This window comes from Mycobacterium rhizamassiliense (assembly GCF_900157375.1).
In the GTDB taxonomy this organism is placed as follows: domain Bacteria; phylum Actinomycetota; class Actinomycetes; order Mycobacteriales; family Mycobacteriaceae; genus Mycobacterium; species Mycobacterium rhizamassiliense.
Genome location: NZ_LT721901.1, coordinates 5970771 through 5997184, shown reverse-complemented (window position 1 = coordinate 5997184; position 26414 = coordinate 5970771). Strand labels below are relative to the sequence as shown.

The 26414-nt window shown below is 66.3% G+C and carries 28 protein-coding genes and 1 pseudogene; 14 read left to right on the top strand and 15 right to left on the bottom strand.

The window, feature by feature from the left end:
* Positions 1–17: 17 nt before the first annotated feature.
* From MRAB57_RS28310 to MRAB57_RS28295, 4 genes are all read left to right on the top strand, one after another.
* Positions 18–1136, top strand: coding sequence for an Rv3169 family protein (locus MRAB57_RS28310; RefSeq protein ID WP_077090272.1), 1119 nt, complete (start codon positions 18–20; stop codon positions 1134–1136).
* A 92-nt stretch (positions 1137–1228) separates the two neighbouring features.
* Complete coding sequence (locus MRAB57_RS28305; RefSeq protein ID WP_108638028.1) at positions 1229–2788, top strand: MlaD family protein; 1560 nt, start codon at positions 1229–1231, stop codon at positions 2786–2788.
* An 18-nt stretch (positions 2789–2806) separates the two neighbouring features.
* A complete protein-coding gene (locus MRAB57_RS28300) occupies positions 2807–3568 on the top strand; it encodes an SDR family NAD(P)-dependent oxidoreductase (RefSeq protein ID WP_077090271.1) in 762 nt (253 codons plus the stop codon).
* A gap of 32 nt (positions 3569–3600) precedes the next feature.
* Positions 3601–3954, top strand: a complete 354-nt coding sequence (locus MRAB57_RS28295; RefSeq protein ID WP_077090270.1) for a VOC family protein — start codon at positions 3601–3603, stop codon at positions 3952–3954.
* A 7-nt stretch (positions 3955–3961) separates the two neighbouring features.
* Here MRAB57_RS28295 and MRAB57_RS28290 read toward each other — a convergent pair whose 3' ends face one another.
* Positions 3962–4567, bottom strand: coding sequence for a hypothetical protein (locus MRAB57_RS28290; RefSeq protein ID WP_157900674.1), 606 nt, complete (start codon positions 4565–4567; stop codon positions 3962–3964).
* A gap of 121 nt (positions 4568–4688) precedes the next feature.
* Here MRAB57_RS28290 and MRAB57_RS28285 point away from each other — a divergent pair, with 121 nt between their 5' ends.
* Together MRAB57_RS28285 and MRAB57_RS28280 are read left to right on the top strand one after the other, a co-directional pair.
* Positions 4689–5495 (top strand): SDR family oxidoreductase, encoded by an 807-nt coding sequence (locus MRAB57_RS28285; RefSeq protein ID WP_077090268.1) that lies wholly within the window; start codon positions 4689–4691, stop codon positions 5493–5495.
* Positions 5496–5621: 126 nt separating this feature from the next.
* Positions 5622–5828: a long chain fatty acid-CoA synthetase Faa4p gene (locus MRAB57_RS28280; protein WP_077090943.1), complete on the top strand. Its 207-nt coding sequence runs from the start codon at positions 5622–5624 to the stop codon at positions 5826–5828.
* 112 nt (positions 5829–5940) lie between these two features.
* Here MRAB57_RS28280 and MRAB57_RS28275 read toward each other — a convergent pair whose 3' ends face one another.
* Both MRAB57_RS28275 and MRAB57_RS28270 read right to left on the bottom strand, forming a co-directional pair.
* Positions 5941–8430, bottom strand: a complete 2490-nt coding sequence (locus MRAB57_RS28275) for a glycogen/starch/alpha-glucan phosphorylase (RefSeq protein ID WP_077090942.1) — start codon at positions 8428–8430, stop codon at positions 5941–5943.
* Positions 8431–8622: 192 nt separating this feature from the next.
* Positions 8623–9105 (bottom strand): winged helix-turn-helix transcriptional regulator, encoded by a 483-nt coding sequence (locus tag MRAB57_RS28270; protein ID WP_077090267.1) that lies wholly within the window; start codon positions 9103–9105, stop codon positions 8623–8625.
* A 156-nt stretch (positions 9106–9261) separates the two neighbouring features.
* Here MRAB57_RS28270 and MRAB57_RS28265 point away from each other — a divergent pair, with 156 nt between their 5' ends.
* Complete coding sequence (locus MRAB57_RS28265; RefSeq protein WP_077090266.1) at positions 9262–10158, top strand: NmrA family NAD(P)-binding protein; 897 nt, start codon at positions 9262–9264, stop codon at positions 10156–10158.
* A 1-nt stretch (position 10159) separates the two neighbouring features.
* Here MRAB57_RS28265 and MRAB57_RS28260 read toward each other — a convergent pair whose 3' ends face one another.
* Entirely contained in the window at positions 10160–11407 is a 1248-nt protein-coding gene (locus MRAB57_RS28260) for a sulfotransferase family protein (RefSeq protein ID WP_425436794.1), read from the bottom strand.
* A gap of 69 nt (positions 11408–11476) precedes the next feature.
* Between MRAB57_RS28260 and MRAB57_RS28255 the strand changes: the two genes are divergently transcribed.
* Positions 11477–12625: a DUF1214 domain-containing protein gene (locus tag MRAB57_RS28255; protein WP_077090940.1), complete on the top strand. Its 1149-nt coding sequence runs from the start codon at positions 11477–11479 to the stop codon at positions 12623–12625.
* Here MRAB57_RS28255 and MRAB57_RS28250 read toward each other — a convergent pair.
* Positions 12609–13247 (bottom strand): TetR/AcrR family transcriptional regulator, encoded by a 639-nt coding sequence (locus MRAB57_RS28250; protein WP_077090265.1) that lies wholly within the window; start codon positions 13245–13247, stop codon positions 12609–12611. The two genes, MRAB57_RS28255 and MRAB57_RS28250, sit on opposite strands and share 17 nt — an antisense overlap.
* A gap of 55 nt (positions 13248–13302) precedes the next feature.
* A complete protein-coding gene (locus MRAB57_RS29475; protein ID WP_281254400.1) occupies positions 13303–13434 on the bottom strand; it encodes a hypothetical protein in 132 nt (43 codons plus the stop codon).
* Positions 13435–13493: 59 nt separating this feature from the next.
* Between MRAB57_RS29475 and MRAB57_RS28245 the strand changes: the two are divergent.
* A pseudogene (locus MRAB57_RS28245) lies at positions 13494–13827 on the top strand (DoxX family protein); the annotation flags it as partial.
* Here MRAB57_RS28245 and MRAB57_RS28240 read toward each other — a convergent pair.
* A complete protein-coding gene (locus MRAB57_RS28240) occupies positions 13799–14122 on the bottom strand; it encodes a DMT family transporter (protein ID WP_077090264.1) in 324 nt (107 codons plus the stop codon). The pseudogene MRAB57_RS28245 and the gene MRAB57_RS28240 overlap by 29 nt on opposite strands.
* Before the next feature lie 52 nt (positions 14123–14174).
* Positions 14175–14810 (bottom strand): HD domain-containing protein, encoded by a 636-nt coding sequence (locus MRAB57_RS28235; protein ID WP_077090263.1) that lies wholly within the window; start codon positions 14808–14810, stop codon positions 14175–14177.
* Positions 14811–14991: 181 nt separating this feature from the next.
* On the opposite strand from MRAB57_RS28235, the gene MRAB57_RS28230 reads away from it, so the two are divergent.
* The 4 genes from MRAB57_RS28230 (at position 14992) to MRAB57_RS28215 (ending at position 18583) form a co-directional block, all read left to right on the top strand.
* Entirely contained in the window at positions 14992–15792 is an 801-nt protein-coding gene (locus MRAB57_RS28230) for an SDR family NAD(P)-dependent oxidoreductase (protein ID WP_077090262.1), read from the top strand.
* Entirely contained in the window at positions 15792–16751 is a 960-nt protein-coding gene (locus MRAB57_RS28225) for a phosphotransferase family protein (RefSeq protein ID WP_077090261.1), read from the top strand. Before MRAB57_RS28230 ends, MRAB57_RS28225 begins: the two co-directional genes overlap by 1 nt.
* 69 nt (positions 16752–16820) lie before the next feature.
* Positions 16821–17231 (top strand): nitroreductase family deazaflavin-dependent oxidoreductase, encoded by a 411-nt coding sequence (locus MRAB57_RS28220; RefSeq protein ID WP_077090260.1) that lies wholly within the window; start codon positions 16821–16823, stop codon positions 17229–17231.
* Between the two features lie 8 nt (positions 17232–17239).
* Positions 17240–18583, top strand: coding sequence for an FAD-binding oxidoreductase (locus MRAB57_RS28215; RefSeq protein WP_077090259.1), 1344 nt, complete (start codon positions 17240–17242; stop codon positions 18581–18583).
* Positions 18584–18597: 14 nt separating this feature from the next.
* On the opposite strand, the gene MRAB57_RS28210 is transcribed toward MRAB57_RS28215, so the two are convergent.
* The gene (locus MRAB57_RS28210; protein WP_077090258.1) at positions 18598–18855 is read right to left on the bottom strand and encodes a hypothetical protein; all 258 of its coding nucleotides are present in this window, start codon (positions 18853–18855) and stop codon (positions 18598–18600) included.
* A 239-nt stretch (positions 18856–19094) separates the two neighbouring features.
* On the opposite strand from MRAB57_RS28210, the gene MRAB57_RS28205 reads away from it, so the two are divergent.
* Positions 19095–19739, top strand: coding sequence for an MspA family porin (locus MRAB57_RS28205; protein ID WP_077090939.1), 645 nt, complete (start codon positions 19095–19097; stop codon positions 19737–19739).
* A gap of 8 nt (positions 19740–19747) precedes the next feature.
* Here MRAB57_RS28205 and MRAB57_RS28200 read toward each other — a convergent pair whose 3' ends face one another.
* The 6 genes from MRAB57_RS28200 to MRAB57_RS28175 form a co-directional block, all read right to left on the bottom strand.
* The gene (locus MRAB57_RS28200) at positions 19748–21043 is read right to left on the bottom strand and encodes an acyl-CoA dehydrogenase family protein (protein ID WP_077090257.1); all 1296 of its coding nucleotides are present in this window, start codon (positions 21041–21043) and stop codon (positions 19748–19750) included.
* Between the two features lie 34 nt (positions 21044–21077).
* The gene (locus tag MRAB57_RS28195) at positions 21078–21854 is read right to left on the bottom strand and encodes an enoyl-CoA hydratase/isomerase family protein (protein WP_077090256.1); all 777 of its coding nucleotides are present in this window, start codon (positions 21852–21854) and stop codon (positions 21078–21080) included.
* A 2-nt stretch (positions 21855–21856) separates the two neighbouring features.
* Positions 21857–23065 (bottom strand): acetyl-CoA C-acetyltransferase, encoded by a 1209-nt coding sequence (locus MRAB57_RS28190; protein ID WP_281254413.1) that lies wholly within the window; start codon positions 23063–23065, stop codon positions 21857–21859.
* Positions 23066–23127: 62 nt separating this feature from the next.
* Positions 23128–24312 (bottom strand): amidohydrolase family protein, encoded by a 1185-nt coding sequence (locus MRAB57_RS28185; RefSeq protein WP_077090254.1) that lies wholly within the window; start codon positions 24310–24312, stop codon positions 23128–23130.
* Positions 24313–24508: 196 nt separating this feature from the next.
* A complete protein-coding gene (locus MRAB57_RS28180) occupies positions 24509–25282 on the bottom strand; it encodes an aspartyl/asparaginyl beta-hydroxylase domain-containing protein (RefSeq protein WP_077090253.1) in 774 nt (257 codons plus the stop codon).
* A 292-nt stretch (positions 25283–25574) separates the two neighbouring features.
* Positions 25575–26405 (bottom strand): oxidoreductase, encoded by an 831-nt coding sequence (locus MRAB57_RS28175; protein WP_077090252.1) that lies wholly within the window; start codon positions 26403–26405, stop codon positions 25575–25577.
* Positions 26406–26414 lie beyond the last annotated feature (9 nt).

Sequence of the window (26414 nt, the reverse complement as noted above, 5' to 3'; positions counted from 1 at the left end):
TAGGCGTTAGGAGCCACATGCTCAGTCCCTACGACGACTTTCCCATTCATCCCTCGGCCGACCCGATCGCCCACCCGGCCAGCGCCGATCCGAACCACTACGACCGGTACTGGTTCAACGGGCACGACCGGGACGGCCAATTCATGTTCGGCGCCGCCATGGGCCACTACCCGGTGCGCGGCGTCATCGACGCCGCGTTCAGCATCGTGGTCGACGGGGTGCAGCATTCGATCTTCAGCTCTGGAGCGATGCCGACGGACCGCTCCACGGTGGTCGGCCCCATCCGCATCGACGTGCTCGAACCGATGCGGCGGCTGCGCTTTGTCGTGGGCCCCAACGAGCACGGAATCGAGGCCGACCTGACCTTCACCGCGACCACCGTCGCGATCGAGGAGCCGAGGCAGCGCAGGCTCTCGCCGGAAGGCATCGTGCTCACCGATCACACCCGGTTGACCCAGTGGGGCGCGTGGCAGGGTCAGATCACCGTCGACGGCACCCGCATCGAGATCCATCCGGAGCGGGTGTCGGGAACCAGGGACCGCTCCTGGGGTGTGCGTCCGGTCGGCGAGCAGATCGCCACCAACCGGGCGTTCCAGCTGCCTCAGGTCTTTTGGCTCTGGGCGCCTTTGCATTTCGAAGACCGCTACACCCATCTGGCTCTGCACGAGAACGCTGACGGCTCGCGTTGGCTGCAGACGGCGCTGGTGCTGGAGCCGGTCGGGGCGGACGTCACGCCGTGGAGCCGCACGGGGGTCCGCGAATGCGGTGGCATCGCCTACGAGATTGAGTGGGAGCCGGGCCGCCGCGAGATGCGAAGCGCCCGTTTGCGATTCGACGATCCCGTGGACGGCCACACGCTGGTCGAACTGGAGAAGCTCACGACCTTCCGGATGCGGGGGATCGGCTACCTGCACCCGCATTGGACTCACGGCAGCAATCACGGGCAGGCGGAAACGGGCAGAGAATCAATCAGGGTCGATGATTTCGATCCCTTGGAACTGTCGTCGGTCCACCTGCAGAATTTGGTGCGGGCGCGGATGGGTGAGCGGGTCGGAATCGGCGTGCTCGAAGAATTCCACATGGGCGAACATCAACCGACCGGATTGACCGGGTTCCTGGACGGTTATCGAGTCTGATCACGCCGCGCGCCCAGGATGTGCGATCCTGACAACACGCGTTTTTGTGTTTGCCAGCCCGAGGGCGGTCCGGACGGGAGGGTTCACGGTTCATGGTGATAACTCGTTTCGAGATTCGCCAGCTGATCGCGTTCGGAATCCTGACGATAATTTCGCTGCTGGTGTTGGGCGTCTACTACCTACAGGTGCCAAGCCTCGCCGGGATCGGCCGATACCAACTCAAGGCCGAGCTGCCCGCGTCGGGCGGTCTGTACCCGACGGCCAATGTGACGTTTCGCGGTGTGACGATCGGCAAGGTCACCGACGTCGAACCGACCGAGCGCGGCGTCCAGGCGACGATGAGCATTGACAGCCACTACAAGATCCCGGCCGACGCGGTCGCCAACGTGCATTCGGTCTCGGCGGTCGGCGAGCAGTTCCTGGACTTGGTGTCCGCCGGGAATCCGGGGAAGTACCTGTCCGACGGACAGACCATCGCCAAGGGCACGGTACCTGCGGAGATCGGGCCGGCGCTGGACACGGCCAATCGTGGGCTCGAGGCGTTGCCCAAGGACAAGATCGGCAAGTTGCTCGATGAGACCGCAGAATCCGTCGGCGGGTTGGGCCCGGCCCTGCAACGACTGGTCGACTCCACCCAGGCGATCGTCGGCGACACCAAGACCAATATCACCGACGTCAACGACATCATCCGCAACTCCGGGCCCATCCTGGACAGTCAAGTCAAATCCGGTGCCGCCATCGAGCGCTGGGCGCGCAACCTCAACTCCCTGGGCGCCCAGTCGGCCCAACAAGATCAGAGCCTGAAAAGCCTGCTGTCCCAGGCGGCCCCGACCGCCGATCAGGTGAACTCGGTGTTCGGCGACATCCGCGACTCGCTGCCCCAGCTGCTGGCGAACCTCGAAGTCGTCAACGATTTGCTGAAGCGCTACCACACCGGCCTGGAGCAGATCCTGGTGTACCTGCCGCAGGGCGCGTCGATCACGGAGACAGCCGCGCTGCCATTCCCGAACCAAGCCGCGCTGGACCTGGCGTTGTCGATCAACCAGCCGCCGCCTTGCCTGACGGGTTTCATTCCGGCGCACGAATGGCGGTCCCCGGCCGACACCAGCATGCAACCGTTGCCCACGGGCACCTACTGCAAGATCCCGATGGACACCCCGGCCAACGGCGTGCGTGGCGCCCGCAACATCCCGTGTGTCGACATCCCGGGCAAGCGGGCCGCGTCGCCGCGGGAGTGCCGCGACCCCAAGCCGTACGTGCCCGCCGGCACGAACCCGTGGTACGGCGACCCGAACCAGATCCTGACCTGCCCGGCCCCCTCGGCGCGTTGTGACCAGTCCGTGCGACCGGGCATGGTGATCCCGGCGCCGTCGGTCAACAACGGCATGAACCCGGCGCCGTCGGATCGCGTGTCGGGGACGCCGCCGCCGACCAGCGACCCGCTGACCCGGCCGAAAACCGGCTCGGTGCAGTGCAACGGCCAGCAGCCCAACCCGTGCGTGTACACCCCGGGCGGACCTCCGTCTGCGGTATACAGCCCGCAAAGCGGTGAGCTGGTGGGACCCGACGGCGTCAAATACTCCGTGCAGAACTCCACCAAAACTGGCGACGACGGCTGGAAGGAGATGCTGGCCCCAGCCGGTACGTCGTAGCGGCGCCAGGACATCGCGATGGGACTGCTCGACAACAAGACCGCCGTGATCACCGGCGGCAACTCCGGGATCGGGCTGGCCACCGCCCAACGGTTCATCGCCGAAGGCGCCGCGAGGGTGTTCGTCACCGGCCGCCGGCAGGCCGAACTCGACACGGCCGTGGGCGAACTCGGCCCGAACGCCGTCGCGGTGCGCGGTGATGTCGGGGAGCCCGCCGACCTCGATCGGCTCTACGCCGAGGTCGCCGCTGCCGGCAACGGCCTCGACATCGTGGTGGCCAACGCCGGTTTCACCCGGGTGGCCCCGTTAGGGGAGATCACCGAGGACGACCTCAACGCGTTGCTGACCACCAACGTCAAAGGCGTGGTGTACACGGTGCAGAAAGCGCTATCGCTGCTCAACGCCGGCGCCTCGGTCATCTTGATCGGGTCCACCACCGCCGACCGCGGCCGCGCCGGCATGAGCATCTACGCCGCCAGCAAGGCCGCCGTACGGTCACTCGCCCGCGCGTGGGCCAACGAACTGGCCGACCGCAAGATCCGCGTCAACGTCGTCGTCGCCGGGTCCACTGCCACCCCCGGCAGCAACACGTTGGCGGCTCAGACCAACCCCGACGTCTCCATCGAGGAGTTCCGCGCCGAGCGCGTCACCACCATCCCGCTGGGCCGCTTCGCTGACCCCGTCGAAATCGCCAATGCCGCAGTCTTTTTGGCCAGCGACCTGTCCAGCTTCATCACCGGCTCGACCGTCACCGCCGACGGCGGATTCAACCAGGTGTGATCGGATAACCACCACTACTACAGGAGGCGCCGATGAGCGATCACGAAGCGAAGATGATCATTTTGTCGACCGACGATTTGGACGAGTCGATCCGCTTTTACAGCGAGACGTTGGGGATGGCGCTGAAGTTTCGCGACGGCGCGCACTTCGCGGCCCTCGACGGCGGGCCGATCACCGTCGCCCTGGCGACCGCGGTCGATCACCCGATACCGGGGCAGGTCGTCGTCGGGATCAAGACCGCCGATGTCGACGCCGCGGCCAAGGCGGTCGAGGCCAGCGGTGGGGGCATCGTGAAGGCCCCGTACGACGACGCCCACGAACGCCGTGCGGTCGTTTACGACAACAAGGGCAACGGCTTGGTCTTCTATAAGCCGTTGTCGCGGTGAACGGGCTTTAGCCGATATACCCGCGGGGCAACACCGAGAAGTCGACACAGGCGGCGGCCAATACGTCGCCCAATTCCGGGGCGACGGGCGCGCCTAGCTGAAGTAACGCTCCGGCCGACGGCGCTTTCAGGTTGCCGACGTTTTGATTGAGCAGCCATTGCACGGTCTCGGACTCGATATCGCTCCAGCCGATGTGGACGGTCATCAGCGTGAGCACGCCGAGTTCCTGGCCGGTCGGCGAGACAATCCGATGCTGCCAGGCGGTGTCGGCCTTGGATCCGGTGTACGGACGGACAGCCGCCATCACGGTGCCGCCGCCGCTTTCGAATCGCACCGCCCCGTCGGCCGGCACGATCTTGCCGATGGGTGTGTTTTCCCTGGCGATCGTCGTCGTTCCGGCCACCGCGATGCGCAGCTCGTCCCCGGCGGCGCCGGACAACGTGTAGTCGCCCCTGCCGCCGTTCTTGAACCCCAGCAGTACGGCGGCACCGCCCTTTTGTTGGGCCCGGCCCAATTCGGTTCCGTCACCGGTGGTGAGCTGTACCCGCAATGCATTGCCCGTGGACCTGCTCACCCGCGCGGCGACGGTTGTTGCGTTTCCAAGAATTGGCATGGCGAGATCGTAGGCTTTCCGCGCGTCTTTAGGAGACCGGTGGCGTATTCATTCGGCCCCAAATATTGACCTTCTTGCCAATATTTATTGGTCCGTGTACTAGTGGGTCGGTGAGGCCATTGTGAGCGCTCGAGAAAGCCCGTTTCGGGCCGATCTGCTGGGCGGAAAGGTGGCATTAGTCACCGGCGGTGCCACTGGGTTGGGCCTGGAGGTCGCCCGGGTGCTGGGCGCGCACGGCGCGCGCGTGGCGATCTGCAGCCGCAAGGAGCCCAATCTCGAAGCGGCCGTCGCGGGGCTGCGCGAAGAGGGGATCGAGGCCATCTACGGCGTCTGCGACGTCCGCCGCCTCGACGAGGTGACCTCGGTGGTCGAGCAGGTGCTGCAAACGTTCGGCCGGCTCGACGTTGTCGTGAACAACGCCGCCGGAAACTTTCCCGCCCTGGTCAGCGACCTCAGCCCCAATGGGTTCAAGGCCGTCGTCGAGATCGACCTACTGGGAACGTTCAACGTGTCGAAGGCGGCCTACGAGCTGTGGCTGTGCGATCACGGCGGGGCGGTAGTGAACATCACCGCGGCCATCCAGTACCGCGGCATGGCCATGCAGGCGCACGTCGTTTCCGCCAAGGCCGGCATCGACGCGTTCACCCGCGCGTGTGCAATCGAGTGGGGGCCCGGCGGCGTCCGGGTGAATGTCGTTGCCCCCGGTGCGATGTCGGGCACCGAGGGCATCAGGCGAATCGCCGGCGACAATCAGCACCGCGCCATCCAGAACCCGCTGCGGCGCATCGGTTCGACCACCGAGATCGCCGACGCGGTGCTGTTTCTGGCCAGCGATGCGGCGTCCTACGTCACCGGTGCGGTGCTGGTGGTCGACGGCGGTGGCTGGTTGACGGCCAGCGGCATACCGGATTTGCCGGGCTACCAATGACGCTCGATTAGGCATTTGGCACCGTTTCGCATTATTCTTTCCCGCGGCTCATCGTCGACTCAGGAAATGCGGATGCCTCTTCAGCCCACTCTGCGACGGACGCAATCGCCCCGCAGTGTTCAGCGTCTGACCTTCCCAAAGGTCGGCCAGTGCTTCGACATCGAAATCACCCGTGACGCCGACGGGTGGTCCATCCGGGTTCCGGAGATCGCCGCGGTCGCACGCGCAAGCCGCCGGGCGACCGTCGACGTGGTCGCGCGCGAATGCATCGCGTCGCACACCGGCATCCCGGTGGGCTACATCATCGTCTTTGTCGCCAAAGAGACCCGCTAGCGCGGCACCCGCCGGTGCCAGCGATGGCCCTGCGTTGTCGAGATTGCCGCCAGGGCCGCGATCCACGCCTCAATGACAGCAACTCGCTGTAGACATAAGCGCGGCTGACGGCTCAGATCTTGACCGTCAGTGGCCAGACCTTCCAGATGTCGTCGCAATACTCCGCGATGGCGCGGTCTGACGAGAACTTGCCGCTGCGCGCGGTATTCAGGATGGACATCTTGGTCCACGACTCCCCGTCCAGCCAGGCCGCACTGACCCGGCCCTGGCACTCCACGTAGGAGGCGTAGTCGGCGCACACCAGGAAGGGGTCGTCGTAACGCAGGTTGTCCACCAGCGGCCGGAACACCTCGGTGTCGCCGTGCGAGAACGTGCCGTCCGCAATCAGATTCAGCACCGCGCGCAACTCGTCGTTGCTGTCGATGTAATCGGCTGGGCGGTAACCGCTTGCCTTGCGTGCCTCGACCTCGTCGACCGTCAGGCCGAACAGGAAGAAGTTCTCCGCTCCGGCCTCTTCGCGAATCTCGACGTTGGCTCCATCGAGGGTGCCGACAGTCAGCGCACCGTTGATCATGAACTTCATGTTGCCGGTACCCGAGGCTTCCTTGCCGGCGGTCGAGATCTGCTCGGATACGTTGGCGGCCGGGTAGATCATGTGCGCGTTTTGCACGTTGAAGTTCGGTATGAACGCGACCTTCAGGAACTTGTTGACGTCCGGGTCATTGTTGATCGTCTCGCCGACGGCGTTGATCAGCTTGATGATTCGCTTGGCCAGGAAGTATCCGGGCGCTGCCTTACCGCCGAAGATGAAGGCGCGCGGCGGAATTGACAGCTCGGGGTTCTGCTTGAGCCGGTAGTAGAGCGCGATGATGTGCAGCACGTTGAGGTGCTGACGCTTGTACTCGTGGATCCGCTTGACCTGAATGTCGAAGATCCACTGCGGGTTCAACTCGACGCCGGTCGTCTCCTTGATGAAGTTGGCCAGCCGCGCTTTGTTGTTGCGCTTGATATCGCGCCACTGCTCGCGGAAGGAGGCGTCGTCGACGAACGGCTCCAGACCACGCAGCTTACCGAGGTCCGTTAACCAACCGTCCCCGATGGTGCGGTCCAGCAACTCACGCAGCCCGGGGTTGGACAGGGCCAGGAATCGCCGCGGTGTCACGCCGTTCGTCTTGTTGCTGAACCGCTCTGGCCACATTTCGAAGAAGTCTTTGAGCACACTCTCTTTCAGCAGTTCCGAGTGCAGCGCGGCGACGCCGTTGATGGCGTGGCTGCCGACCGTGGCCAAGTGCGCCATCCGGACGTTCTTGCCACCGTCCTCGCCGATCAACGACATCCGGCGGACGCGGTCGGCGTCGCCGAGGAATCGGGTGCGCACCTCGTTGAGGAAACGTCGGTTGATCTCGTAAATGATCTCCAGGTGTCGCGGCAGCGAGTCGCCGAACAGTTCCAGCGGCCAGGTCTCGAGCGCTTCCGGAAGCAGGGTGTGGTTGGTGTAGGCGAATGTCGCGACGGTGATCTCCCACGCCTCCTCCCACTCCAGTCCTCGCTCGTCGATCAGCAGTCGCATCAGCTCGGCGACGCCGATAGACGGGTGAGTGTCGTTGAGCTGCAGGGCGAATCGCTGGGGCAGCTCCCGCACACCCGCGTCGGCCAGGTCGTCCATGATGTGCAGTACGTGCTGCAGCGAGCAGGACACGAAGAAATGCTGCTGCAGCAGACGAAGCCGCTTGCCGGCTTCCGGCTCGTCATTGGGGTAGAGCACCTTGGTGACCGTCTCCGAGGTCACCTCGTCTTCGACCGCCTTGTAGTAGTCGCCGGTGTTGAAGGCGTCCAGCGCAAACGACTTGACCGCCCGCGCGCTCCACAGCGTCAGCACGTTGCAGGTGTTGACGCCGTAGCCCTGGATGGGGGTGTCAAAGGCGGTGCCCTTCAGCATCAAGCCGGGCACCCACCGGGAGCGCTCGCGGCCGGCGTCGTCGGGGTAGCGCTCGACGTAGCCGCCCCACTTGACCAGATAGTTGACGTCGGGTTTGGCTATCTCCCAAGGGTTTCCGCGGTCCAGCCAGTTGTCTGTCTGCTCGACCTGCCAGCCGTCGTGGATCTCCTGGTCGAAAATGCCGAATTCGTAGCGGATTCCGTAGCCGATGGCCGGGCGCTCCAGAGTCGCCAGCGAGTCCAGGTAGCACGCGGCCAGCCGGCCGAGACCGCCGTTGCCGAGTCCTGGCTCCTCCTCGCAGGCCAGTACCTCGTCGAGGCGTTGTCCCATCGCGGCCAGCGCGGATTTCGCGGCGCTCTCCAGGCCGAGGTTCAGCAGATTGTTGCCCAGCTGCGGTCCCATCAGGAATTCGGCCGACAGGTAGCAGGTCACCTTGCGCCCGAGGTCCAGCGAGGTCTGGGTCGACGCCACCCGGCGGTCCTGCATGCGGTCGCGCACCGCCAGCGCGAGCGCCCGGTAGTAGTGCTCGGGCCGCAGCGCCGCGGCCGGACGGCCGATCGAGTAGCGCAGGTGATCGGTGATCGCGCGCTGCAGGGCGGGGGCGCCCATCCCGGTGCGGGAGTGCTCAGTCAGGTCGGACGGTCGGGAACCGGTGGCGGACATGCCGTCGGTGGGCGTCTGATCGAGATCGGTCATCGTGAGTCCTACTCCCTAGAGGTGATGGCAGTATCGCACCGATGTTCCGGCGGCGCGCAGGACTTGAGTCTCGCAGCGACGCCTGCACGCCAGGCGCGGAATTGACGTCCGTCAGATGAACGCAAACCCACGCGCTCGCGACGCGCTAACGACGATTTCTCAGCGCCGCTTCGCGCGGGGGGCGATGCGTGCGTGCGTCTCGGCCAACGGCACAACGTGCCCTTCGGCGCACTGCACGTGCGACACCACGGCAGCGCCGCACCCGTCGCCATGCACCAGCTCGAGGCCTTTGGAGCCGCCCTGCATTACGCGCCCGAACTCGATCAGGCTAACCAGCACCGGGAAAAGCGCGCGCCCGCGCTCGGTGAGCACGTACTCGTAGCGGGTGCGCTGCCCGGCCTGCTGATATGGCTGCTTGGTCATGATCCCGCCGTCGACCAGCTGCTTGAGGCGCTTGGCCGCGATCTGTTCGGTGACACCGGCGCGGCGCGTGAGATCCTCGAAGCGGCGCGCACCCCAGAACGCCTCGCGGAGCAGCACCAGCGCCGAGTGCGTCCCGATGAGCTTGAGTGCGTGCTCGATGGGGCACCAGTCGCTGATGCTCAAGCTGTCCCGGTCGGCGAGCCGACCGGCGAGAGTCATCACATCCGACGGTGTATCCACGCAGTCAGCATACGTGCTGGCTTCACTTCTGACCAGCCAGCTTCTCCATCTGGCTTGACTTTAGTTTAGTCAGGATAGATGGTGGAGAGAAGCCGCAATTGCGCTGGCGGGAGAAGCATTAGAAGGGACACGCACATGACCATCCGGCCCTCATCCACCCGATCCGCAGTACTGATCACCGGAGCCGGCGGCAAGACCGGCGGCCATGCCGCCCGGCTGCTGCTCGAACGCGGGCATCAGGTACGGGCGTTGGTGCACCGTTTCGACGACCGCGCCGCGGCGCTGCGTGATAGCGGCGCTGAGGTCGTTACCGGAGATCTCAACGACATCGACGCCGTCCGCGCGGCCGCCGAAGGGGCGCACGCTGCCTACTTCGTCTATCCGATCAAGCCGGGATTGCTCGACACGACAACCATTTTCGCGCAGGCCGCCGCCGAGGCCGGCGTCACCTCGGTCGTCAACATGTCGCAGATCTCGGCCCGGCGTGGAGCCACCAGTGACGCCGCGCGAACGCACTGGCTGGCCGAACGGGTACTGGATTGGTCGCCGCTGGCGGTGACGCACTTACGCCCCACGTATTTCGCGGAGTGGTTGACCATCTTCGGGGCCAAGTCGATCCGTGACGAGGGTGTGCTGCGGCTGCCATTCGGCAACGGGCGGCACGCCCCGATCGCGGCCGAAGACCAGGGTCGCGTCATCGCCGCGATCCTGGAGCGTCCGGAGGAGCATGCCGGACAGACCTACCCGCTCTTCGGGCCCGTCGAGATGAACCACTACGAGATCGCCGACGCCATCTCCCGGGCGCTGGGGCGCCCGGTGCGTTACGAGCCCGCCGACATCCCGACCTGGATCGAATGGCTGAAATCCCAAGGCTTCCCGTCGTATTTGGCGCAGCACCTCAGCCATGTGGCGGTCGACTACGTCAACGGGATCTTCGCGGGTACCAACGACATCGTCGAACGGGTCGGCGGAAAGAAGCCGATGACGGTGGAGGATTTCATCACGGCCAACGCCAGCGCGTTCGCCGACTGACCTAGGGGGTTACGAAGCGCTCGACGTAGGGTGCGAAGCGGCGCCGAAGGTCGTCTTTGTCCAGGCCGAGGTCCTCGGGGCGGTAGTCGACGGTGCCGAGCCGTCCGCGCGTATGGCCGGCCAGAAAATTCTCGACGGCCTTTCTCGATTCTTCGTCTGGCTCGTATCCTGCTGTGTTCCAGACCCGTTGGATCATTGCCAGATCGTCGGCCATGAACTCGTCGAAGCGAACGTCGATGGTGCGATCGGCCGGGAGCCGATCGTGATCGCGCATGCACGCCGTCAGCATTTCCTCGATGCGGGTGATCCAGTAGTTGGCCACCGTGGGCACGTCGACCTTGTCCACGCTCATCCGCATGGTGTAGGTCATCATCGTGGCCATCGACACCGAGACGTCGACCGGGTCGCGGTGGGTGATGATGAAAGTCGCATCGGGGAACACGTTCAGCAACGGGACGAACTGCTCGAGGTGCTGCGGGCTCTTGAGCACCCAGCGCCGGTTGCGGCCGTCCTGATGCTGCAGCACCTGCAGCATCAAGCGCAGGAACTGATATCCGGACGTCTGGTCGTGGTCGCGCAAGTAATCCGACCACCGCGGCAGGTGAGTGAGCGTCGTGAAGAAGCCGCTGGCGAAGTCCTGCACCATCAGACCGATGTCCTCGTGGATGTGATCGATCGTCATCTCGTGCATCAGCTGGAAGTAGGGCATCAGCGTGTTGGAGATGTTGAGCGCATCGCCGGTGCGTTGACGCCGCGGCTCGATGGTGCCCTCTTCACCGGGTGGTGGAATCGGTTCCTGCGCTTCCCAATACGGCAACGAGCGCAGCGCCGGGTCCGCGGCCAGCAGGCTGTGCAGATGGGTGGTCCCGGTGCGGGGCAGGCCCGCGATGATCAGCGGCGCGTTGACCTCGATGTCGAAAATTTCGGGATGGCGCTTGAGGTGGTCGATCACCCGCAGCCTGCCCTTGAGGAAGGTCAGCATCAGCGAGAACGCGTAGGTGCGGCCAAACGCGGTGAAGTTGGGCAGTTCGCCGAAGGCCTGCAGCAGCACATCCATGCGCTCGCGGTAGCCCTGATCCCCGAAATCGGTCAGGCCCGTCTGCGCGGCGGCCTGCTCGTGCAGGGAGTCGGCGGTGAGCGGGCAATAGTCGGCCATCGCGGCCATGCCGTCGATGATCGCCTGGGCGTCGGGCGAAAACGTCGGGCTCGCCAGGTCGGTGATGTGCACAGCGGCGGTCACATCGGGCACCCTACTGCCGCCCGCGACATTTTACAATGAGCGTTGTGTTGTAATTTCTGTGCGCTTATGATGCTGCCCATGTCTACCGGCGAAAGTGCAGCGGCGTGGCGCGAATTGCTCTCGGCATTCGCGGATTTCGACAACCTGTTCCTGCAGGGGCCCAAGGCCGTTCGCGGTCAGACGGCGGTGTCGGAGGGCTACCAAAACCTCGCCACTCTGCTTGCCCTGTCGCTGGACATGCACTTTTTCGCCGACGCGGTCGCGCCGCGCTTCCTCGACACCCTGACGCCGTTCCGGCCGGACCGGCGCTGGGGCGGCGACAACACCGACTGCTACTACGAGTACGCGGTGGTGGATCCGCGCCGCACCTATCGGGTCAGCGGCGTCCCGAATGACAGCACCATGTATTCGGTGACCGTGTACAACGAGCCCGAACCCGGGGCGTGGCCCAACCGCACCGTCGGATTGCTTTACGACACCGACATGGCGCGAGGCGACGACGGCGGGTTCTCCTGCGTGTTGGGCCCGGCCCGGCCGGCCGGATACGACGGTCCCTTCATCGAGTTGTCCGCGGATGCGCGTGGCGTGCTCACCCGCGACTACCACGAGCACCCCGAATCCGGGCGGCGGGTCGAGTGGGACATCGAGGTCATCGATCACGCGGGGTTGCCGGTGGTAGCCGCGAAATCCGATGCGGACACCGCCCGGTCGCTGCGCGCCGCACTGCGTTTCGCGCAGGACATGTACGGGCTGATCCCGCTGATCCTGATGGAGCGCCAACCCGTCGAACTGGCGGACGGTCAATCGCTGACCACGAACACGCTGGCCCCGCCGTATCGGGCGGGGGATGCGACCTTTGGGTATTCGATGCAGGATGCGTGCTACTGCCTCGGCGGGTTTTCGCTGGAACCCGGTGAGGCGCTGGTCATTACCTCCCGGCACCCGAAGTGCCGGTTCTGGAATCTGACCCTGTGGAACCAGTACATGGCGGCCCTCGACGTCGAATACGGGCGCGCCGGCATCAATTCGGGTACGGCGATCCCCAACGCCGACGGGTCGGTCACGATCGTCATCAGCCGCGAGCCGCTCGACCATCCCAACGCCATCTCGACGAAGGACCACCCCGAGGGCCTGATGTCGTTCCGGTGGTTTCACGCCGACGAGCTACCGGAACACCCGAGCATCGAGCTGATTTCCGCCGCCGACGCGCCTACCGCCGTTTCCTGACCGGCCGCGGCGGCGCGGATTTTGTCGCGGCGCCCATCACCGGTCCGATCCACAGACGCAGGTAGTCGCGCAGCGCGGCCCCGGTTCGGGGTGGATCGGACGGCGCGATCACCATGGACTGGATCATCCGCAGCAGAAACTCGACCAGATCGTCGAATCGTGCACCGGTGAAACCCAATGCTGCCCAGTTGATTTGGGTGTTCTGGAGCATGGTGCGCGAGCGGGCGACCGCCGCGGGCATGACCATCTGCCGGCCGACCAGCCGCATCCGGTCGGTCTCGAGCAGCTGTGCCAGCAGCGGCTCGTCGGGAAGCTGCTCGATGAGGAAAGCGACTGCCTCGGTGAGCAAGTCGGTGGCATCGCTGATGTCCTTGCTCATGTCGCCGATGCGCGCCGTCCAGCCATCCAGGGCGACCTCGGCCGCGGCCGCGAGCAGATCTTCGATCGACGCGAAGTAGCGGTAGATGGTCGGCCGGGTGATGCCGAGGTCGGTGGCGACGTCCGACAGCGTGGTGTGCCGTGGCCCGCGACTCTGCACCCTGTCGACGGCCGCGTCGACGATGCGTTTGCGCGCCTCCGCATCGTCGGCCGGCGGAGTGCCGCCCCAGCCCTTACGTCCCATAGCGGTGACTGATCATACAGACAACGCTGGCTTGTTAAATGTCGCGACGGCCCGGCTAGCTGGTGACGACTGCGTTGAGATGTCGGTCGCCGACGTCGTCGGAGAGCTGACCGGCAAGCAGCCCTCCGAGCGTGCCCTCGCCGTGATGCCGCTTGCCCGGCTTGGCGTAGATCGGACCCGAGTGCACAGCACTGGGAGTCGATTGAGCCAGCTTGACGATGACACGTCCAGATTCAGCGGCGCGACGTACTGATTGGTACACCGGTCGCTCCGAAGTGGCCAATCGGATTCGGAGCCTGGCCCGTCTGGTACGCGGGGTTGATCGAATTCGTCACGGGGTTATTGGTCGCGGCCGGGATTGTTCACCCGCGCAGCGGCATTCATCGCCTCTGGCGAAATGGCAGTTGCGTATTTCTGGATGCATCAACCGCGCGCACTGTGGCCGGTCGGCGATCCACCCGCGGGCAATGGCGGCGGCCCGGCGATCCTGTTCTGTTTCGGCTTCTTCTTGCTGGTCGTCGCCGGCGGGGGCCCGTATTCGATCGACGCGCTCAGTGCGCGCCGGAGAGATTCAACGTGAGCACGCCGGCGATGATTAGCCCGCAACCGACCACCTTGGCCGTCGACAGCGGGGAGCCGAGAAACATCACGGCGATGAGCACGATGGCGGCGGTGCCGATCGCCGACCACAGGGCGTAGGCGACGTCGGTCTGCATGCCGCGGGAGATCGACATCGACAGCAGCAGGAAGGACGCCGCGTAGCCAACCAGGCAGATCACCGTCGGCCACAGTCGGGTGAATCCCTCCGTGCTCTTCAGCAGGCTCGTCGAGATGACCTCCGCGAAGATCGCGCCGAACAGCAGCAAGTACGACAAGATGCCTCCTCGAATACGGACGGACATCTACGTGTGTACTCGATCGGACCGATCACTCGCCCCACCGGCCGTGCGAGGCCATGAGTTCTATCAGGCTGGTGCCGTCGGTCCGTCGTTCACGCAACAGGTCGCCCGGCATCGAATAGGGCGGCGCCGCTTCGGGATCACGCTGGGCGTGCTCCACGATCGCGTCCACCAGAGTGCGCGCCATGGCCAGCCGCGGATATTGGCGGTGGATGGTCGTGGCGACCTGCTCGTCGACGAAGTCGGCATTGCGGCCGAAGTCGGCACCTACACCGTTGCGAACGAGGTAGCACAATGGCCCGCGCCGCTCCGCGATGCCGCCGGAGGTGTGCAGCGCGATGGCCTCCCACACACCGTCGACGACGGCGCGCTCGCAGCCGTGTTCGGTCAGCAGCGCGGCCGCGAGGTCGGCGCCCTCGACCTCGAACCGCGCTTTGCCGGGCGCCGCGGTGCCGACGCCGAGGTCGTGCAGGACGCATCCGAGGAACAGGGCTTCGCTGTCGTACTCGGCGTCGGGGTGCATCCCCTCCCGCGCGGCGAGCAGTTCGGCGAACAAGTAGCTGCGCACGCTGTGGTTGAACACGGATGGTGACTCGGTGGATTGCGCCAACCGGATCGCGGCCTGCGCGGCGGCGGTCTCGGGGAGAGCTGAAATGGCTTGCATGGAGACAACGCTAGGGTCGCCGCCGCGATTCGATGACTGGCTAAAACGCCACGTCTCCCACGATTTCGGACATGGTGCCGGAGACGTGGTGGCCCCGCACTTCGCACCGCTCGGCGATAATGGCATTCTCTAGTTTGGAGAAGACGTTTCCGCCAGTGGACGGTTCCAGAGGAGGTCGACGATGAGCGGTAGCCGCCAGTGTGCGGGGAAGGTGGCCCTGGTCACCGGAAGCAGCAGGGGATTGGGCAAAGCGATCGCCGCGCGGCTTGCCGCGGAGGGCGCCACGGTGGCGCTGACCGCCCGCACGATGGACCCCGACCCCAAATACCACGGCTCCCTCGGCCAGACCCGCGACGAAATCATCGCCGCCGGCGGCAAAGCCCTGGCGGTCCAGGCGGATCTGTCCGAGCCCGAGGAACGCGAACGGCTGTTCGCGGAGGTCGTCGACGCCGTCGGGGCGCCGGACATCCTGGTGAACAACGCCGCCGTCACCTTCCTGCGGCCGCTCGACGGGTTCCCCGACCGGCGGGCCCGGCTGATGCTGGAGATGCATGTCCTGGGACCACTGCATCTGAGCCAGTTGGCGATTCCGGCCATGCGCGAGCGGGGCCGCGGCTGGATCCTGAACCTGACCTCGGTGGGCGGCGACCTGCCACCCGGGCCGCCGTTCTCCGAATTCGACCGGACCGCGGGCTTCGGCATCTACGGCACGGCCAAGGCCGCCCTCAACCGGCTGACGAAAAGCCTTGCCGCCGAACTGTATGACGACGGCATCGCGGTCAACGCCGCCGCTCCGTCCAACCCGGTGGCCACCCCCGGGGCGGGCACCCTCGACCTGGCCAAGACCGACACCGAGGACATCGAATTGATTACCGAGACCGTCTTCCGGTTGTGCACGGGCGACCCGAAGACGCTGACCGGACGCATCGCGCATACCCAGCCGTTCCTCGCCGAAGTCGGCTGGTCGAAACCGGCGAGCTAATGGTCGAGCTCGACACCGACAAACTGCGCCGGCGGCTCGCGGGCGCCGATGTCGTCGACGTCGCCGCCTTGAGCGGAGGCGCATCCAGCCTCACTTTCCGCGGCACCCGCCGAGGCAACCCGGTGGTGATCAAGGTCGCCCCGCCCGGCGTCGATCCGGTCGCGCACCGCGACGTGCTGCGCCAGGCCCGTATCATCAAAGAGCTTGGTGTGACACGTGTTCCGGTCCCCGCGGTGGTGTGGGAGGACCGGGGCGATCCGCCGGATGTTCCGCCGCTGTTCGTGATGTCGCATATCGACGGTGAATGCGTAGAGCCGCTATTCGACGGTTGCGAGCCGGGACCCGATGTCGCCGAACGTTATCGCAGTGCCTGCCGGGCCATGGCGGCGCTGCACGGCCTCTCGCCGAACGACCTCGGGCTGGGGGGCGAGCCGGTCGTCGATCCGGTCGCCGAGGTCCGGCGCTGGTGTGACACGTTGCAGACCGTCGACGCCGCGCTGGTGCCGGGCTGGCAGGACGTGCGCGACGACTTATTAGGTTGCGCGCCAATGCCTATGGGGCCCAGCGTCGTGCACGGCGACTTCCGGTTGGGCAACCTGTTGGCGGTGGGGCCGCGCATCACCGCGGTCATCGATTGGGAGATTTGGTCGGTCGGTGACCCGCGCATCGATGCGGGCTGGTTTTTGATCAATTCCGATCCCGACACCTATCAGCGGGTGGACCCCGCCGCGAGCCCCGCGCCGCCGATTGCCGAACTCGCCGAGATCTATCGGCACGAGCTAGGCGGCGAGATCGCCGAGTTGGCCTGGTTCACCGCGCTGGCGTGTTTCAAGTCCGCGGCCACCTGGTCGCTCATCGTCAAGCACAATCGCCGACGCCCTTCGCCGCGAACCGAATTGGAGGCCATGGTGCCCGTCCTGCCGCGGCTGCTGGCCAGGGCCCGCTCGCTGGTGAGTTAGGGCGGCGCCGGGCGCGTTCCCGCAGTATCGTCAAACGGCAAAAGACGCTAAAGACTGCAAGGGGGCACCGTGAGCGAAGACGACTTCAACAGTCGCAACATCGAGGAATTCCGCGCCAACCATGGCCGGCTCGGCGGACAGTTCGAGGGTGCGCCGGTCCTCCTGCTGCACAGCACGGGGGCGAGCAGCGGCCAGGAGCGGGTGAGCCCGATGATGTATCTGCCCGACGGCGACCGCTATCTCGTGTTCGCATCGGCGGCGGGCGCCGACCGCAACCCGGCCTGGTATCACAACCTCGTCGCGCACCCCGATGCCCGCATCGAGGTGGGGGACGACGAGGTCGACGTCCGTGCGGTCGAGCTGGACCGCGCCGAACGCGACGCCAAATACGCCGTTCAGGCCGAGCGTTACCCGGGCTTCGCCGAGTACGAGCGCAAGACCACCCGCATCATCCCGGTTCTCGCGCTGATTCCCAGGTAAGCATCGGCATGAACGATGTGGTCGCCGGGCTGCGTGCGGAGCTGACCGCCGCCGTACACGAGCCCGGCGGCAAGGAATACGCCGATGCGACGAGCCCGCACAACTCGAGCCACCCCCAGCGGCCGTGCGCCGTCGTGCGACCGGCGTCGGCCGAACAGGTGGCGCGGGCGGTCACGACCGCGGCTCGGCTGGGAGTGACCGTCGCCGTCCAAGCCACCGGGCACGGCGCGGGCGGCCCGATCGACGACGACCAGGTGCTCCTGGACACCTCCGCGCTGCTCGGCGTCAGCGTGCATGCGTCCGCGGGCATCGCCCGCGTCGGGGCGGGCGAGACGTGGCCGGCTGTGCAGCAGGCGGCGCAGGTGCACGGTCTGCTGGGCCTCAGCGGAACGTCGTCGACGGTCAGCGTCGCCGGATACACCTTCGGCGGTGGGGTGGGGTGGTTCGTCCGCAAGTACGGGCTGGCTTCGGCGGCGCTGCGTGCGGTGGACTACGTCGATGGAGCCGGGCGGCGGCGCCGCGCCTCCGAGGACGCGCCGGATTCGCTTGACCGCGAAGCCCTTTGGGCCTTTCGCGGCGGTGCGCCCGTCGGCATCGCCACGGCCGTCGAGGTCGCGCTGTTTCGCATCCCCGAGCTGTGGACGGGTTACCTGCTGTGGCCGGAGAGCGCGCTGCCCGGCGTGATCGCCGGCTGGGCCTGGGCCCTGGAACTGGTCAGCGAATCGGTCACCAGCTCGCTGGCGCTGTTGCGGCTTCCCGACGAGGGTCCGTTTCCTGCCGCCCTGCTGGGCAGGCCCGCCGTCCACCTGTCGTATGCGTCGACCGACGGTGCGGCACACCTGGACGTGATGCGTGCCGCGGTGTGCGACGCCGCGACACCGGCCGTCGACACCACCGGGCCGGGGGACTTGCGGTCGTTGTCGGCGATCCATCTCGATCCGCCCGACCCGCTGCCCGCCCGGGGCACCGGCCGCTGGCTGGGGCCGGCGGCGACCGACGTGGTCGCGGAGATGTTCGGCGCCGCACGGGTGGGCAGGCCGGGTGGCTTGAGCATGATCGAGGTGCGGCACACCGATTCCGAGGCCCACGCTCGGGACGGCGCGTTGACCAACGTGCCCGCGCCCTTCCTGCTGCACGCGGTCGGGTTGGGTGTCGAAGTGGGCGAGGCGCTCGCCGCGGTGGAATCGGCCGCGCAGGTGACCGATGCCGGGCGGGCGGCGCCGGCATTCCGCGACGGCCAACCGAACGCCGGCGATGCATGGTCGTCGTCGGAGCTGGTACAACTCCGAAACGTCAGGGCCGCACTGGATCCGGACCGCGTCCTGAGATTTCAGCGGCATCCCGCGTTCTAGTTTGCGTCAGTCGGTCAGCGGCACCGGATAAACATGTTCTGGCAATAGTTTCCGACGCCGTCCCAGTTCTTCTCTCGTGGGATGCCCCGGTTGGCGGGGTTCGTAAAGAACGACGGAGAGTCGACCGTGTTGAATTGGCCGATCTCCGGGACCATCGGCGGTTCGGGGTCGAAATCCGTATCGTCGGCTCGCGCCAGCCCAGTGCCGCCACACAACACCAGGACGCTGACCGCGCCGGCAACCAGTCCGCGAGCGTACGAACGAGCTTTCATCGCCGCCCTCTCTGGTCGTTTGCCGTGGGACGCTCCCGCAATTCTAGCGGCGCGGCTGGCCACGTGGGGCAATGCCAGCGTGCCTCAGCCACATCGCGTCTCAGTTACGAACGCGCAACGACTTTGCCGGGCCGGCCAGCAAATACCGCTGTGTGCACGGCGCGGTACATACGGTTTCGCCCGTGGGGACAATTGCCGGGGTCGTCCGCAACGCTGCGGTCGTCACGATGTGCCTTGTCATGGCGTTGACGATGGCGCCGTCGACGGCCGCCGATCCCGACGTGCAGCCCGCCGGTGTGGCTACGCCACCTAATGACGCGCTGGTGCCCTCGAATCCGCCCTCCATCGTCAACACCCCCGACGGCTGGCGGTTGGGCCTTGGCGCGAAGGACGAGGCCCAGACTCCCGTGGCGCCGCTGACGACCGCGGTCTCGTCCCGCGAGTACCTCGCGACCGGGACATTCGTCGGTGACCTCAGCGGGCCGGGCCAGCCGCAGGGCATCCTCGAGGCGGGTTACGAGATCGGCTGCGGCATCGACATGAGCACGTCCAACGGTGTCGACCTGGGCGGCAACATGGGCATCGCGCCCGGTGTCAGCCCGACGTTTGACACCACTGGTGTGTTGCCGCCGCTGCTGCCGTTCATCACCGTGCCGATCAACGGGTCGATCAATGTGGGGCTCAAGCCCGGCTTCGTGGTCGTCGTGCCGGTGTCGAAGAAGCAATTCAAGGGCCCACACCCGTGGATCATGATCGCCAACTTCCACGTCAGGATCGACGGGTGCGTGGGCCAGTCGTTCATCCGCTCTTACGCCACTTTGACCCGGGTGACTGACCAATCCGACGTGGTGTTGTCCTACGTCGGTGTCACGAAAGCCGTTTAGGCGCAGGGCTATCCGCGGGGAATACCCGCGAGCTTGTCGGCGAACTTCGCCTCCGCAGCCGCGCGCAACCGCAGCAGGTGCTCGGAGGGGAACAGGTCGGGAGCGCTCGCGCGGTCCTTGAGCAGCAGCCGGGCCAGCGTCACCTTGTGCACCTCGGTCGGGCCGTCGGCCAGGCCCAGCACGAACGACTCGACAAGGTATTGCACGAACGGCATCTCGTGCGTGGTGCCCAGCGATCCGTGCAGCTGCAGCGCCCTCGACGACACGTCGTGCAGGACCTTCTGCATCATCGCCTTCACCGCCGAGATGTCGGCGCGCACCGCCTTGTAGTCGTTAAATTGGTCGATCTTCCAAGCAGTTTGGAGGGTGAGCAGCCGGTACGCCTCGATCTCCATCCAGGAATCGGCCACCATCTCCTGGACGAGTTGCTTGTTGGCCAGGACCTCGCCCTGCGTGTAGCGCGACACCGCGCGCTCACAGATCATGTCGTAGATCCGGCGGACCAGGCCCACCGTGCGCATGGCGTGGTGAATGCGGCCGCCGCCCAGCCGGGTCTGCGCGACCACGAAGGCCCCGCCGCGCGGGCCGAGCATGTGATCGGCCGGCACCCGGACGTTTTCGTAGCGGACATAGCCTTCCCGGCCGCCGCCGAGCGGTTGATAGCCGAGCCCGACGTCGCGCATCACGTTGATGCCGGGGGTGTCGCCGGGCACGACGAACATCGAGTAGCGCTCGTATGGCGGCGCGTCAGGGTCGGTCATCGCCATCACGATGATGAACGACGCCATCGAGGCGAACGAGGAAAACCACTTCTCGCCGTTGATGATCCAGTGATCGCCGTCCTGCACCGCCGCGGTGCGGAACACCTTCGGGTCGGCGCCGCCCTGCGGCTCGGTCATCGAGAAGCAGGAGATGATGCGGTTGTCCAGCAGCGGCTCGAGGTAGCGGGCCTTGAGCTCGGGTGTGCCGTAGTGCGCGAGGATTTCGCTGTTGCCGGAATCGGGCGCCTGCGAGCCGAAGACGATGGGCGCACACTCCGAGCGGCCCAGGATCTCGTTGAGCAGCGCCAGTTTCACCTGCCCGTAGCCCGGGCCACCGAGATGCGGTCCCAGGTGGGTGGCCCACAGCCCGCGCTGCTTGACGATCTCCTGCAGCGGCGGGATCAGCGCCTGGCGGACCGGATCGTTGAGGTCATGGGATTCCTTGACGATCAGGTCGATCGGTTCGCATTCGTTGCGGACGAAGTCCTCGACCCACTCGAGCTGCTCGGCCCATTGCGGGTCGGTCGAGAAATCCCATGACATGTGTTCAGAACCCTTCTTGTTTGGTGCGGCCCGCTCAGCGGGACCACTTCTGGCGGCGGGCGGCCGCTTCGTCGGTGGCGTGCGAGATCACCTGGTTGCGGTTCTCCAGTTCCAGCGCCGACGACAGGCTCGTCGCGTCGGTGTTGACCTGCAGCGCACGCTTCGTCAACTGCACGCCCAAGGGGGAGAGGTCCGCGATCAGCGCGGCCAACTCGAGTGCCCGGTCGGCCAACGCGTCCGGCTCGACCCGCTCGCTGACCAGGCCGCGGCGATCGGCCTCCTCGGCCGAAACCGTTCGGCCGCTGAGCATCCAGTCAGCGGCGACGCTTGTCCCGACGATGCGCGGCAGGTGATAGCTCATGCCCATCTCGGCGCCCGACAGCCCGAGCAGGATGGCCGCGTTGCCGAATGATGCTGCCGTCGAACAGATCCGGATGTCGCAGGCCAGCGTCAGGGCGAATCCCGCACCCACGCACGGGCCGTTGACGGCGGCGATGACGGGCTGCGGCAGCGCGCGGACGGCCTCGGCCAGCCCGGCCATTTTCTCCTGGAAGGCCATTCGGTCGATGGCCGGAGCGTCGGCCTCGAGCATGCCGGGCCCGAAGTTGCGCATGTCGATGCCGGCGCAGAAGCCGCGGCCGGAGCCGGTGAGCACGACGGCATGCGCGCTACGGTCGGCGGCCAGTTCTGCCAGGGTCTGCGCCAATTCGTGCTGCATAGCTTCGTCGATGGCGTTGAGCTGCTTTGGGCGATTGAGCCGCACCACGGCGACGCCGTCGCGTGGCCGGTCGACTTCCAGCGTGCCCGTCATGCTCAGGCCCGCTCGATGATCGTCGCGGTGCCCATGCCGCCGCCGGTGCACATGGTCACCAATCCCGTTGCCAGATCGCGGCGTTCGAGCTCGTCGAGGAGGGTGCCGATGAGCATGGCGCCGGTGGCGCCGATCGGGTGGCCGAGCGCGATGGCACCGCCGTTGACGTTGACCACGTCCGGGTCGATCTCTAGGTCGCGCATCGTCTTGAGCGGCACGGCGGCGAAGGCCTCGTTGATCTCCCAGAGGTCGATGTCCTGCACGCTCATGCCGGCGCGCTCCAGGCAGCGTTGCGCCGCGGGCCCGGGCGCGGTGAGCATGATGATCGGTTCGCTGCCGATCGCGGCGGCGGCCCGGATCTGCGCCCGGGGCTTGACGCCGTTGGCGTGCATCCAGCTCGACGACGCGACGGCTACCGCGGCGGCGCCGTCGACCACCCCCGAGGAGTTGCCCGCGTGGTGTACGTGGTCGATCTGGTCGGTGCCCGGATAGCGCTGCAGGCAGATCTCGTCGAAGGTGAGTGCTTCCCCGTCGGCGTGCGCGGCGCCCATGGCGGCGAAGGCGGGCTTGAGTCTGGCCAGCGACTCGGTGGTGGTTCCCGGGCGGGGGTGCTCGTCGCGTGCGACCGGGCCGTTGGGTGTGGCCACCTCGATCAGGGAGCGCCCGAACCTGTCCTCGTCGATGGCCGCCGCGGCCCTGTTCTGGCTGCGCGCCGCGTAGGCGTCGACGTCCTCGCGGCTGAACCCCTCGAGCGTGGCGATCAGGTCGGCCGAAATGCCCTGCGGCACAGTCGGATAGCGCGTCCGGAAGTCCGCGTTGTTGCCGTCGATCGTCGGGACGCCCGCCGTGACGTCCCAGCGCGACATCGACTCGACTCCGCCGGCGATCACCAGATCCTCACTGCCGGCCGCGATGGAGGATGCGGCCACGGTGACGGCCTGCTGGCCCGACCCGCAGAACCGGTTCAGCGTCATCCCGGGAACGGACTCGGGCCAGCCCGCCAAAAGCACGGACAGGCGCGCGATGTCGTCGCCGTGGTCCCCGCTGAGGATGCCGTTGCCGGCGATCACGTCGTCGACTTCGGCCGGCTCGAAGCCGGTGCGCTCGGCCAGCGCGCTCAGGCACGCGGCGAACAGGGTTTGCGGATGAACGTTGTGCAGTGCGCCGTCGGGGCGGCCTCGCCCCCGGGGGGTGCGTACCGCATCAAGGATCCAGGCGTCGATGTCGGGCTCCGATCACGAGTCGTTGGGGCTGATTGGATTCGAGGGGATTGTCACACGGTGACGAGCCGGGACAGATTGCCGCCCATGATCTTTGCCTGATCCCCGACGGGAAGATGTCCGAGCGCATCGGCGAAATGCGTTGGCGCGGCCAGGCCTTCGGGGTGCGGGAAGTCCGAACCGAACAGCACGCGCTCGACACCGACCAGATTGATCAGATCGCTGATGCCGTCTTCGTAGAAGGGGCTGACGTGGATGCGATTCTTGATCTCCTCGACCGGGTCGCCGCCTGCGAAGCTTTCCGGCGTCTTCTTGTAGACGTCGGCAATGGTGTCCAGCAGCGGGAACAGCCAGCGCGAACCGCTTTCGATCACAGCGACTTTCAGCGTCGGGAAACGGTACAGCGCGCCGTGTACGACCCACGATGCGACGGCGTCCTGCACCGCGCGCCACTGCGTGCACATGCCGAACGCGTCGGTCCGCATGGGCAGCATCTCCGTGTCGTTGCCGTTCCACTCCCCGTTGTAACGGGCGTAGCCACTGTCCGAGGTGTGCATGGCAATCAGCACGTCGTGCTCGACGCAGCGCTGCCAGAACGGGTCGAACTCCGGCAGCGCGAACGACCGCGGGCCGCGGAAACCGGGCACCGGCGCGGGCCGAATCAAAACGGCGCGCGCGCCGCGGGCCACCACCCAATCGAGCTCCTCGATCGCCTTCTCCACGATCGGCAGGCTCACGACGGGCACGGTGAAGATCCGGTTCTGGTAGTTGAAGCCCCACACGTCGTCCAGCCACTCGTTGAGCGCGTGGACGACGACGTGGATCAGCGCGGGATCGTCGCGCATTCGCTCCTCGATCAGGCTGGCCAGCGTCGGGAACATCAGCGAGCGGTCCACGCCGAGCTCGTTCATCAGCTCCAGCCGGGGGCCGGGTTCCCGGAACGCCGGGATCGAGCGCATCGGTTCGCCGAAGATCTCGCGGCGGCTCTTGCCGTCGGGGTTGCCGATCCTGAAGTAGTCCTCCATCGCGCCGGGCCTGGCCACGACCTCAAAGGTGGGGTTGGGAATGTAGTCGCTGATCTGCCCGCGGATCGCGATCTTGGTGCGGCCGTTGACCTGGACATACTGGATCGCGTCTTTGTACAGCTTGGGCAGGTACCGGGTCAGCGATTCCTCGGTCTCGTACAGGTGGTTGTCCGCGTCGAACAGCGGAAAGGGAAAGGTCGGCGTGGCCGTCATGGCGAACTCCTTCGCGGCATCAACCCCCCGGTCGATTCTTACCAATCGTAATGGGTCTCTCGATCCAGGAGAATAACCTTCTCCAAAATAGGGAAGCTATTCTCCGCCCGGCAACCCGGTGCCGGAGGCCGTCGGCGAAAGCGTCACGAGCGGGCAGGCACACCGCCCAGGTGGGCGGCTAAGGGAATCGCGTCGGCTAGCTGGCTTTCTCGAGCGTGCGGTCCCAGGCCGCTTGCTTCTGTTGAATCTGCCGCACCGACGGCGAGTGTCCGACGATCTTGATGATCGCCGAATTGACGATGTTGAACGGGAACCTCATCGGCCGGACGATGTCGAGGAACAGGACCACGCGGGTATGACTGCTCTGGTTCCACGCCTCGTGCTCGTAGGTGTCGTCGAACATCATCCCAACGCCTTCTTCCCAGGAGGCGGTCTCGTTGCCGACGCGGATTCCGCACCCGCCCTCGGCGGGCACCTGCAGGGGCAGGTGGTAGCGAAGGACGCCCCGGTAGGGCCCGCGGTGCGGGGTGATCTTCGTGCCGGGTTCCAGGATGGAGAACAGCGCGGTCTTCATGCCCGGGATCTGCTCCAGGAGGCGCGCGGTCTCGGGGCACTCGCCGCACTGCTTTTCGAAGCGGTGCCCGTAGACATAGAAGAAGTAGGTGCGCCATGTGTCGTTATCGGTAATGGGCAGGTTTTTCTCGTCGGTGACCACCAGCCACTCCGGGATCGTCTCGACGTTCGCAAGCAGCGCCCGCAGTTCGCGCTGAACCTTGGTCCACTGGGCCGTCACAACGCCGTTCCACTCGAATAGGTCGGGATCCATGAACGGGGTAGTCGGCACCCGCGAGAACGCTGCCGGAACCAACAGCTTCTCCACCCCGATGAATGCCCGAATGAGGATCTGCCGCACGAATACCGCGGCCTTGTCCATTGCTTTGTTTGTTTTTCCCTCAACGATCGCAGCCATGATTCTCGCTCCCCCCACGGTGTGCGGCAATCTGTCCACACGATAACGACGGCGACCGGGCGTGTCCGGAATTTCGCATAACTTTGCACAACGATTTGTCGACGGTCCGGCCTCGCTGTCGAAATGCGTTTTGCTAGAGAGCTTTTCCGTCTGCTTGATCTCGTTTGCGCGCGCCCCGGTGCTGTACTTCGCGCGGACTTAGCGGGCCACGCTCTTTAGCAAAAAGCCAGCAGCGCAACGAATTTAACGACAGTGATAATTTCGCAAATGCCCGATAAGAGTCGGTTCTGAGTTAGGATTCGAAATCGGTTCCGCTGGTGAGCTTTTCCCATTTCTCGATCTCGGCCGCGCGGGCCTGCGCGCTGTAGCGATAGAGCGCCAGGGCGTCGGGGCCGAGGAGCAGAAAGGCCGGGGGCTCAGGGGATTTAACGGCCTCGATAATTGCGGTGGCGGCCTTGGCGGGGTCGCCTGCCTGGTTGCCGTGCATGGTGTCGTTTTCTTTGCGGCGCTTGCCGGCGGTATCGGCGTAGTCGTCGATCACGGTGGCCGATTGCACCAGCGAACGCCCGGCGAAGTCGGTGCGAAAGGCGCCGGGCTCGACGGTCGTGACCGAGATGCCCAGCGGCGCAAGCTCGCCGCGCAGCGCCCCGCTGACGCCTTCGATGGCCGCCTTGGCGGCCGAGTAGTAGCCGGATCCGACCGGAGTCAGCGTCGCGCCGATCGAGGAGATGTTCACGATCGCGCCGCTGCGGCGAGCCCGCATACCCGGCAGCACGGCCTTGATCATGGCGACGGTGCCGAAGAAGTGCGTGTCGAACAGGGTGCGCACCTCGGCGTCGTCGCCCTCTTCGACCGCGGCGCGATACCCGTAGCCGGCGTTGTTGACCAGCACGTCGATGCCGCCGAAGCGCTCGTCGGCCTGCCGCACGGCCGCAGCGACCTGGGCGGAATCGGTGACGTCGAGGGCCGCGGCCAGCACGCGTTCGGGTGCCGTGTCGGCCAGGGCCTGCACGTTCGCCGCGTCGCGCGCGGTGACGACGGCGTTGTCGCCGGAGGCGATGACCGCTTCGGCGAGTGCCCGTCCCAAACCCGTTGAGCAGCCGGTGATGAGCCAGGTAGACATGCGCGCCCT

Excerpts from the sequence above, each read along its gene's own strand:
- MRAB57_RS28270 (WP_077090267.1), bottom strand. The coding sequence starts at position 9,105 with ATGACTCTCGCCGGTCGGCTCGCCGACCGGGACAGCTTGAGCATCAGC.
- MRAB57_RS28205 (WP_077090939.1), top strand. The coding sequence starts at position 19,095 with ATGGCGTTGACGATGGCGCCGTCGACGGCCGCCGATCCCGACGTGCAG.
- MRAB57_RS28275 (WP_077090942.1), bottom strand. The coding sequence starts at position 8,430 with ATGTCCGCCACCGGTTCCCGACCGTCCGACCTGACTGAGCACTCCCGC.
- MRAB57_RS28265 (WP_077090266.1), top strand. The coding sequence starts at position 9,262 with ATGACCATCCGGCCCTCATCCACCCGATCCGCAGTACTGATCACCGGA.
- MRAB57_RS28210 (WP_077090258.1), bottom strand. The coding sequence starts at position 18,855 with ATGAAAGCTCGTTCGTACGCTCGCGGACTGGTTGCCGGCGCGGTCAGC.
- MRAB57_RS28200 (WP_077090257.1), bottom strand. The coding sequence starts at position 21,043 with ATGTCATGGGATTTCTCGACCGACCCGCAATGGGCCGAGCAGCTCGAG.
- MRAB57_RS28305 (WP_108638028.1), top strand. The coding sequence starts at position 1,229 with ATGGTGATAACTCGTTTCGAGATTCGCCAGCTGATCGCGTTCGGAATC.
- MRAB57_RS28255 (WP_077090940.1), top strand. The coding sequence starts at position 11,477 with ATGTCTACCGGCGAAAGTGCAGCGGCGTGGCGCGAATTGCTCTCGGCA.
- MRAB57_RS28185 (WP_077090254.1), bottom strand. The coding sequence starts at position 24,312 with ATGACGGCCACGCCGACCTTTCCCTTTCCGCTGTTCGACGCGGACAAC.
- MRAB57_RS28300 (WP_077090271.1), top strand. The coding sequence starts at position 2,807 with ATGGGACTGCTCGACAACAAGACCGCCGTGATCACCGGCGGCAACTCC.
- MRAB57_RS28295 (WP_077090270.1), top strand. The coding sequence starts at position 3,601 with ATGAGCGATCACGAAGCGAAGATGATCATTTTGTCGACCGACGATTTG.
- MRAB57_RS28310 (WP_077090272.1), top strand. The coding sequence starts at position 18 with ATGCTCAGTCCCTACGACGACTTTCCCATTCATCCCTCGGCCGACCCG.
- MRAB57_RS28250 (WP_077090265.1), bottom strand. The coding sequence starts at position 13,247 with ATGGGACGTAAGGGCTGGGGCGGCACTCCGCCGGCCGACGATGCGGAG.
- MRAB57_RS28230 (WP_077090262.1), top strand. The coding sequence starts at position 14,992 with ATGAGCGGTAGCCGCCAGTGTGCGGGGAAGGTGGCCCTGGTCACCGGA.
- MRAB57_RS28235 (WP_077090263.1), bottom strand. The coding sequence starts at position 14,810 with ATGCAAGCCATTTCAGCTCTCCCCGAGACCGCCGCCGCGCAGGCCGCG.
- MRAB57_RS28215 (WP_077090259.1), top strand. The coding sequence starts at position 17,240 with ATGAACGATGTGGTCGCCGGGCTGCGTGCGGAGCTGACCGCCGCCGTA.
- MRAB57_RS28175 (WP_077090252.1), bottom strand. The coding sequence starts at position 26,405 with ATGTCTACCTGGCTCATCACCGGCTGCTCAACGGGTTTGGGACGGGCA.
- MRAB57_RS28180 (WP_077090253.1), bottom strand. The coding sequence starts at position 25,282 with ATGGCTGCGATCGTTGAGGGAAAAACAAACAAAGCAATGGACAAGGCC.
- MRAB57_RS28225 (WP_077090261.1), top strand. The coding sequence starts at position 15,792 with ATGGTCGAGCTCGACACCGACAAACTGCGCCGGCGGCTCGCGGGCGCC.
- MRAB57_RS28195 (WP_077090256.1), bottom strand. The coding sequence starts at position 21,854 with ATGACGGGCACGCTGGAAGTCGACCGGCCACGCGACGGCGTCGCCGTG.
- MRAB57_RS28290 (WP_157900674.1), bottom strand. The coding sequence starts at position 4,567 with ATGCCAATTCTTGGAAACGCAACAACCGTCGCCGCGCGGGTGAGCAGG.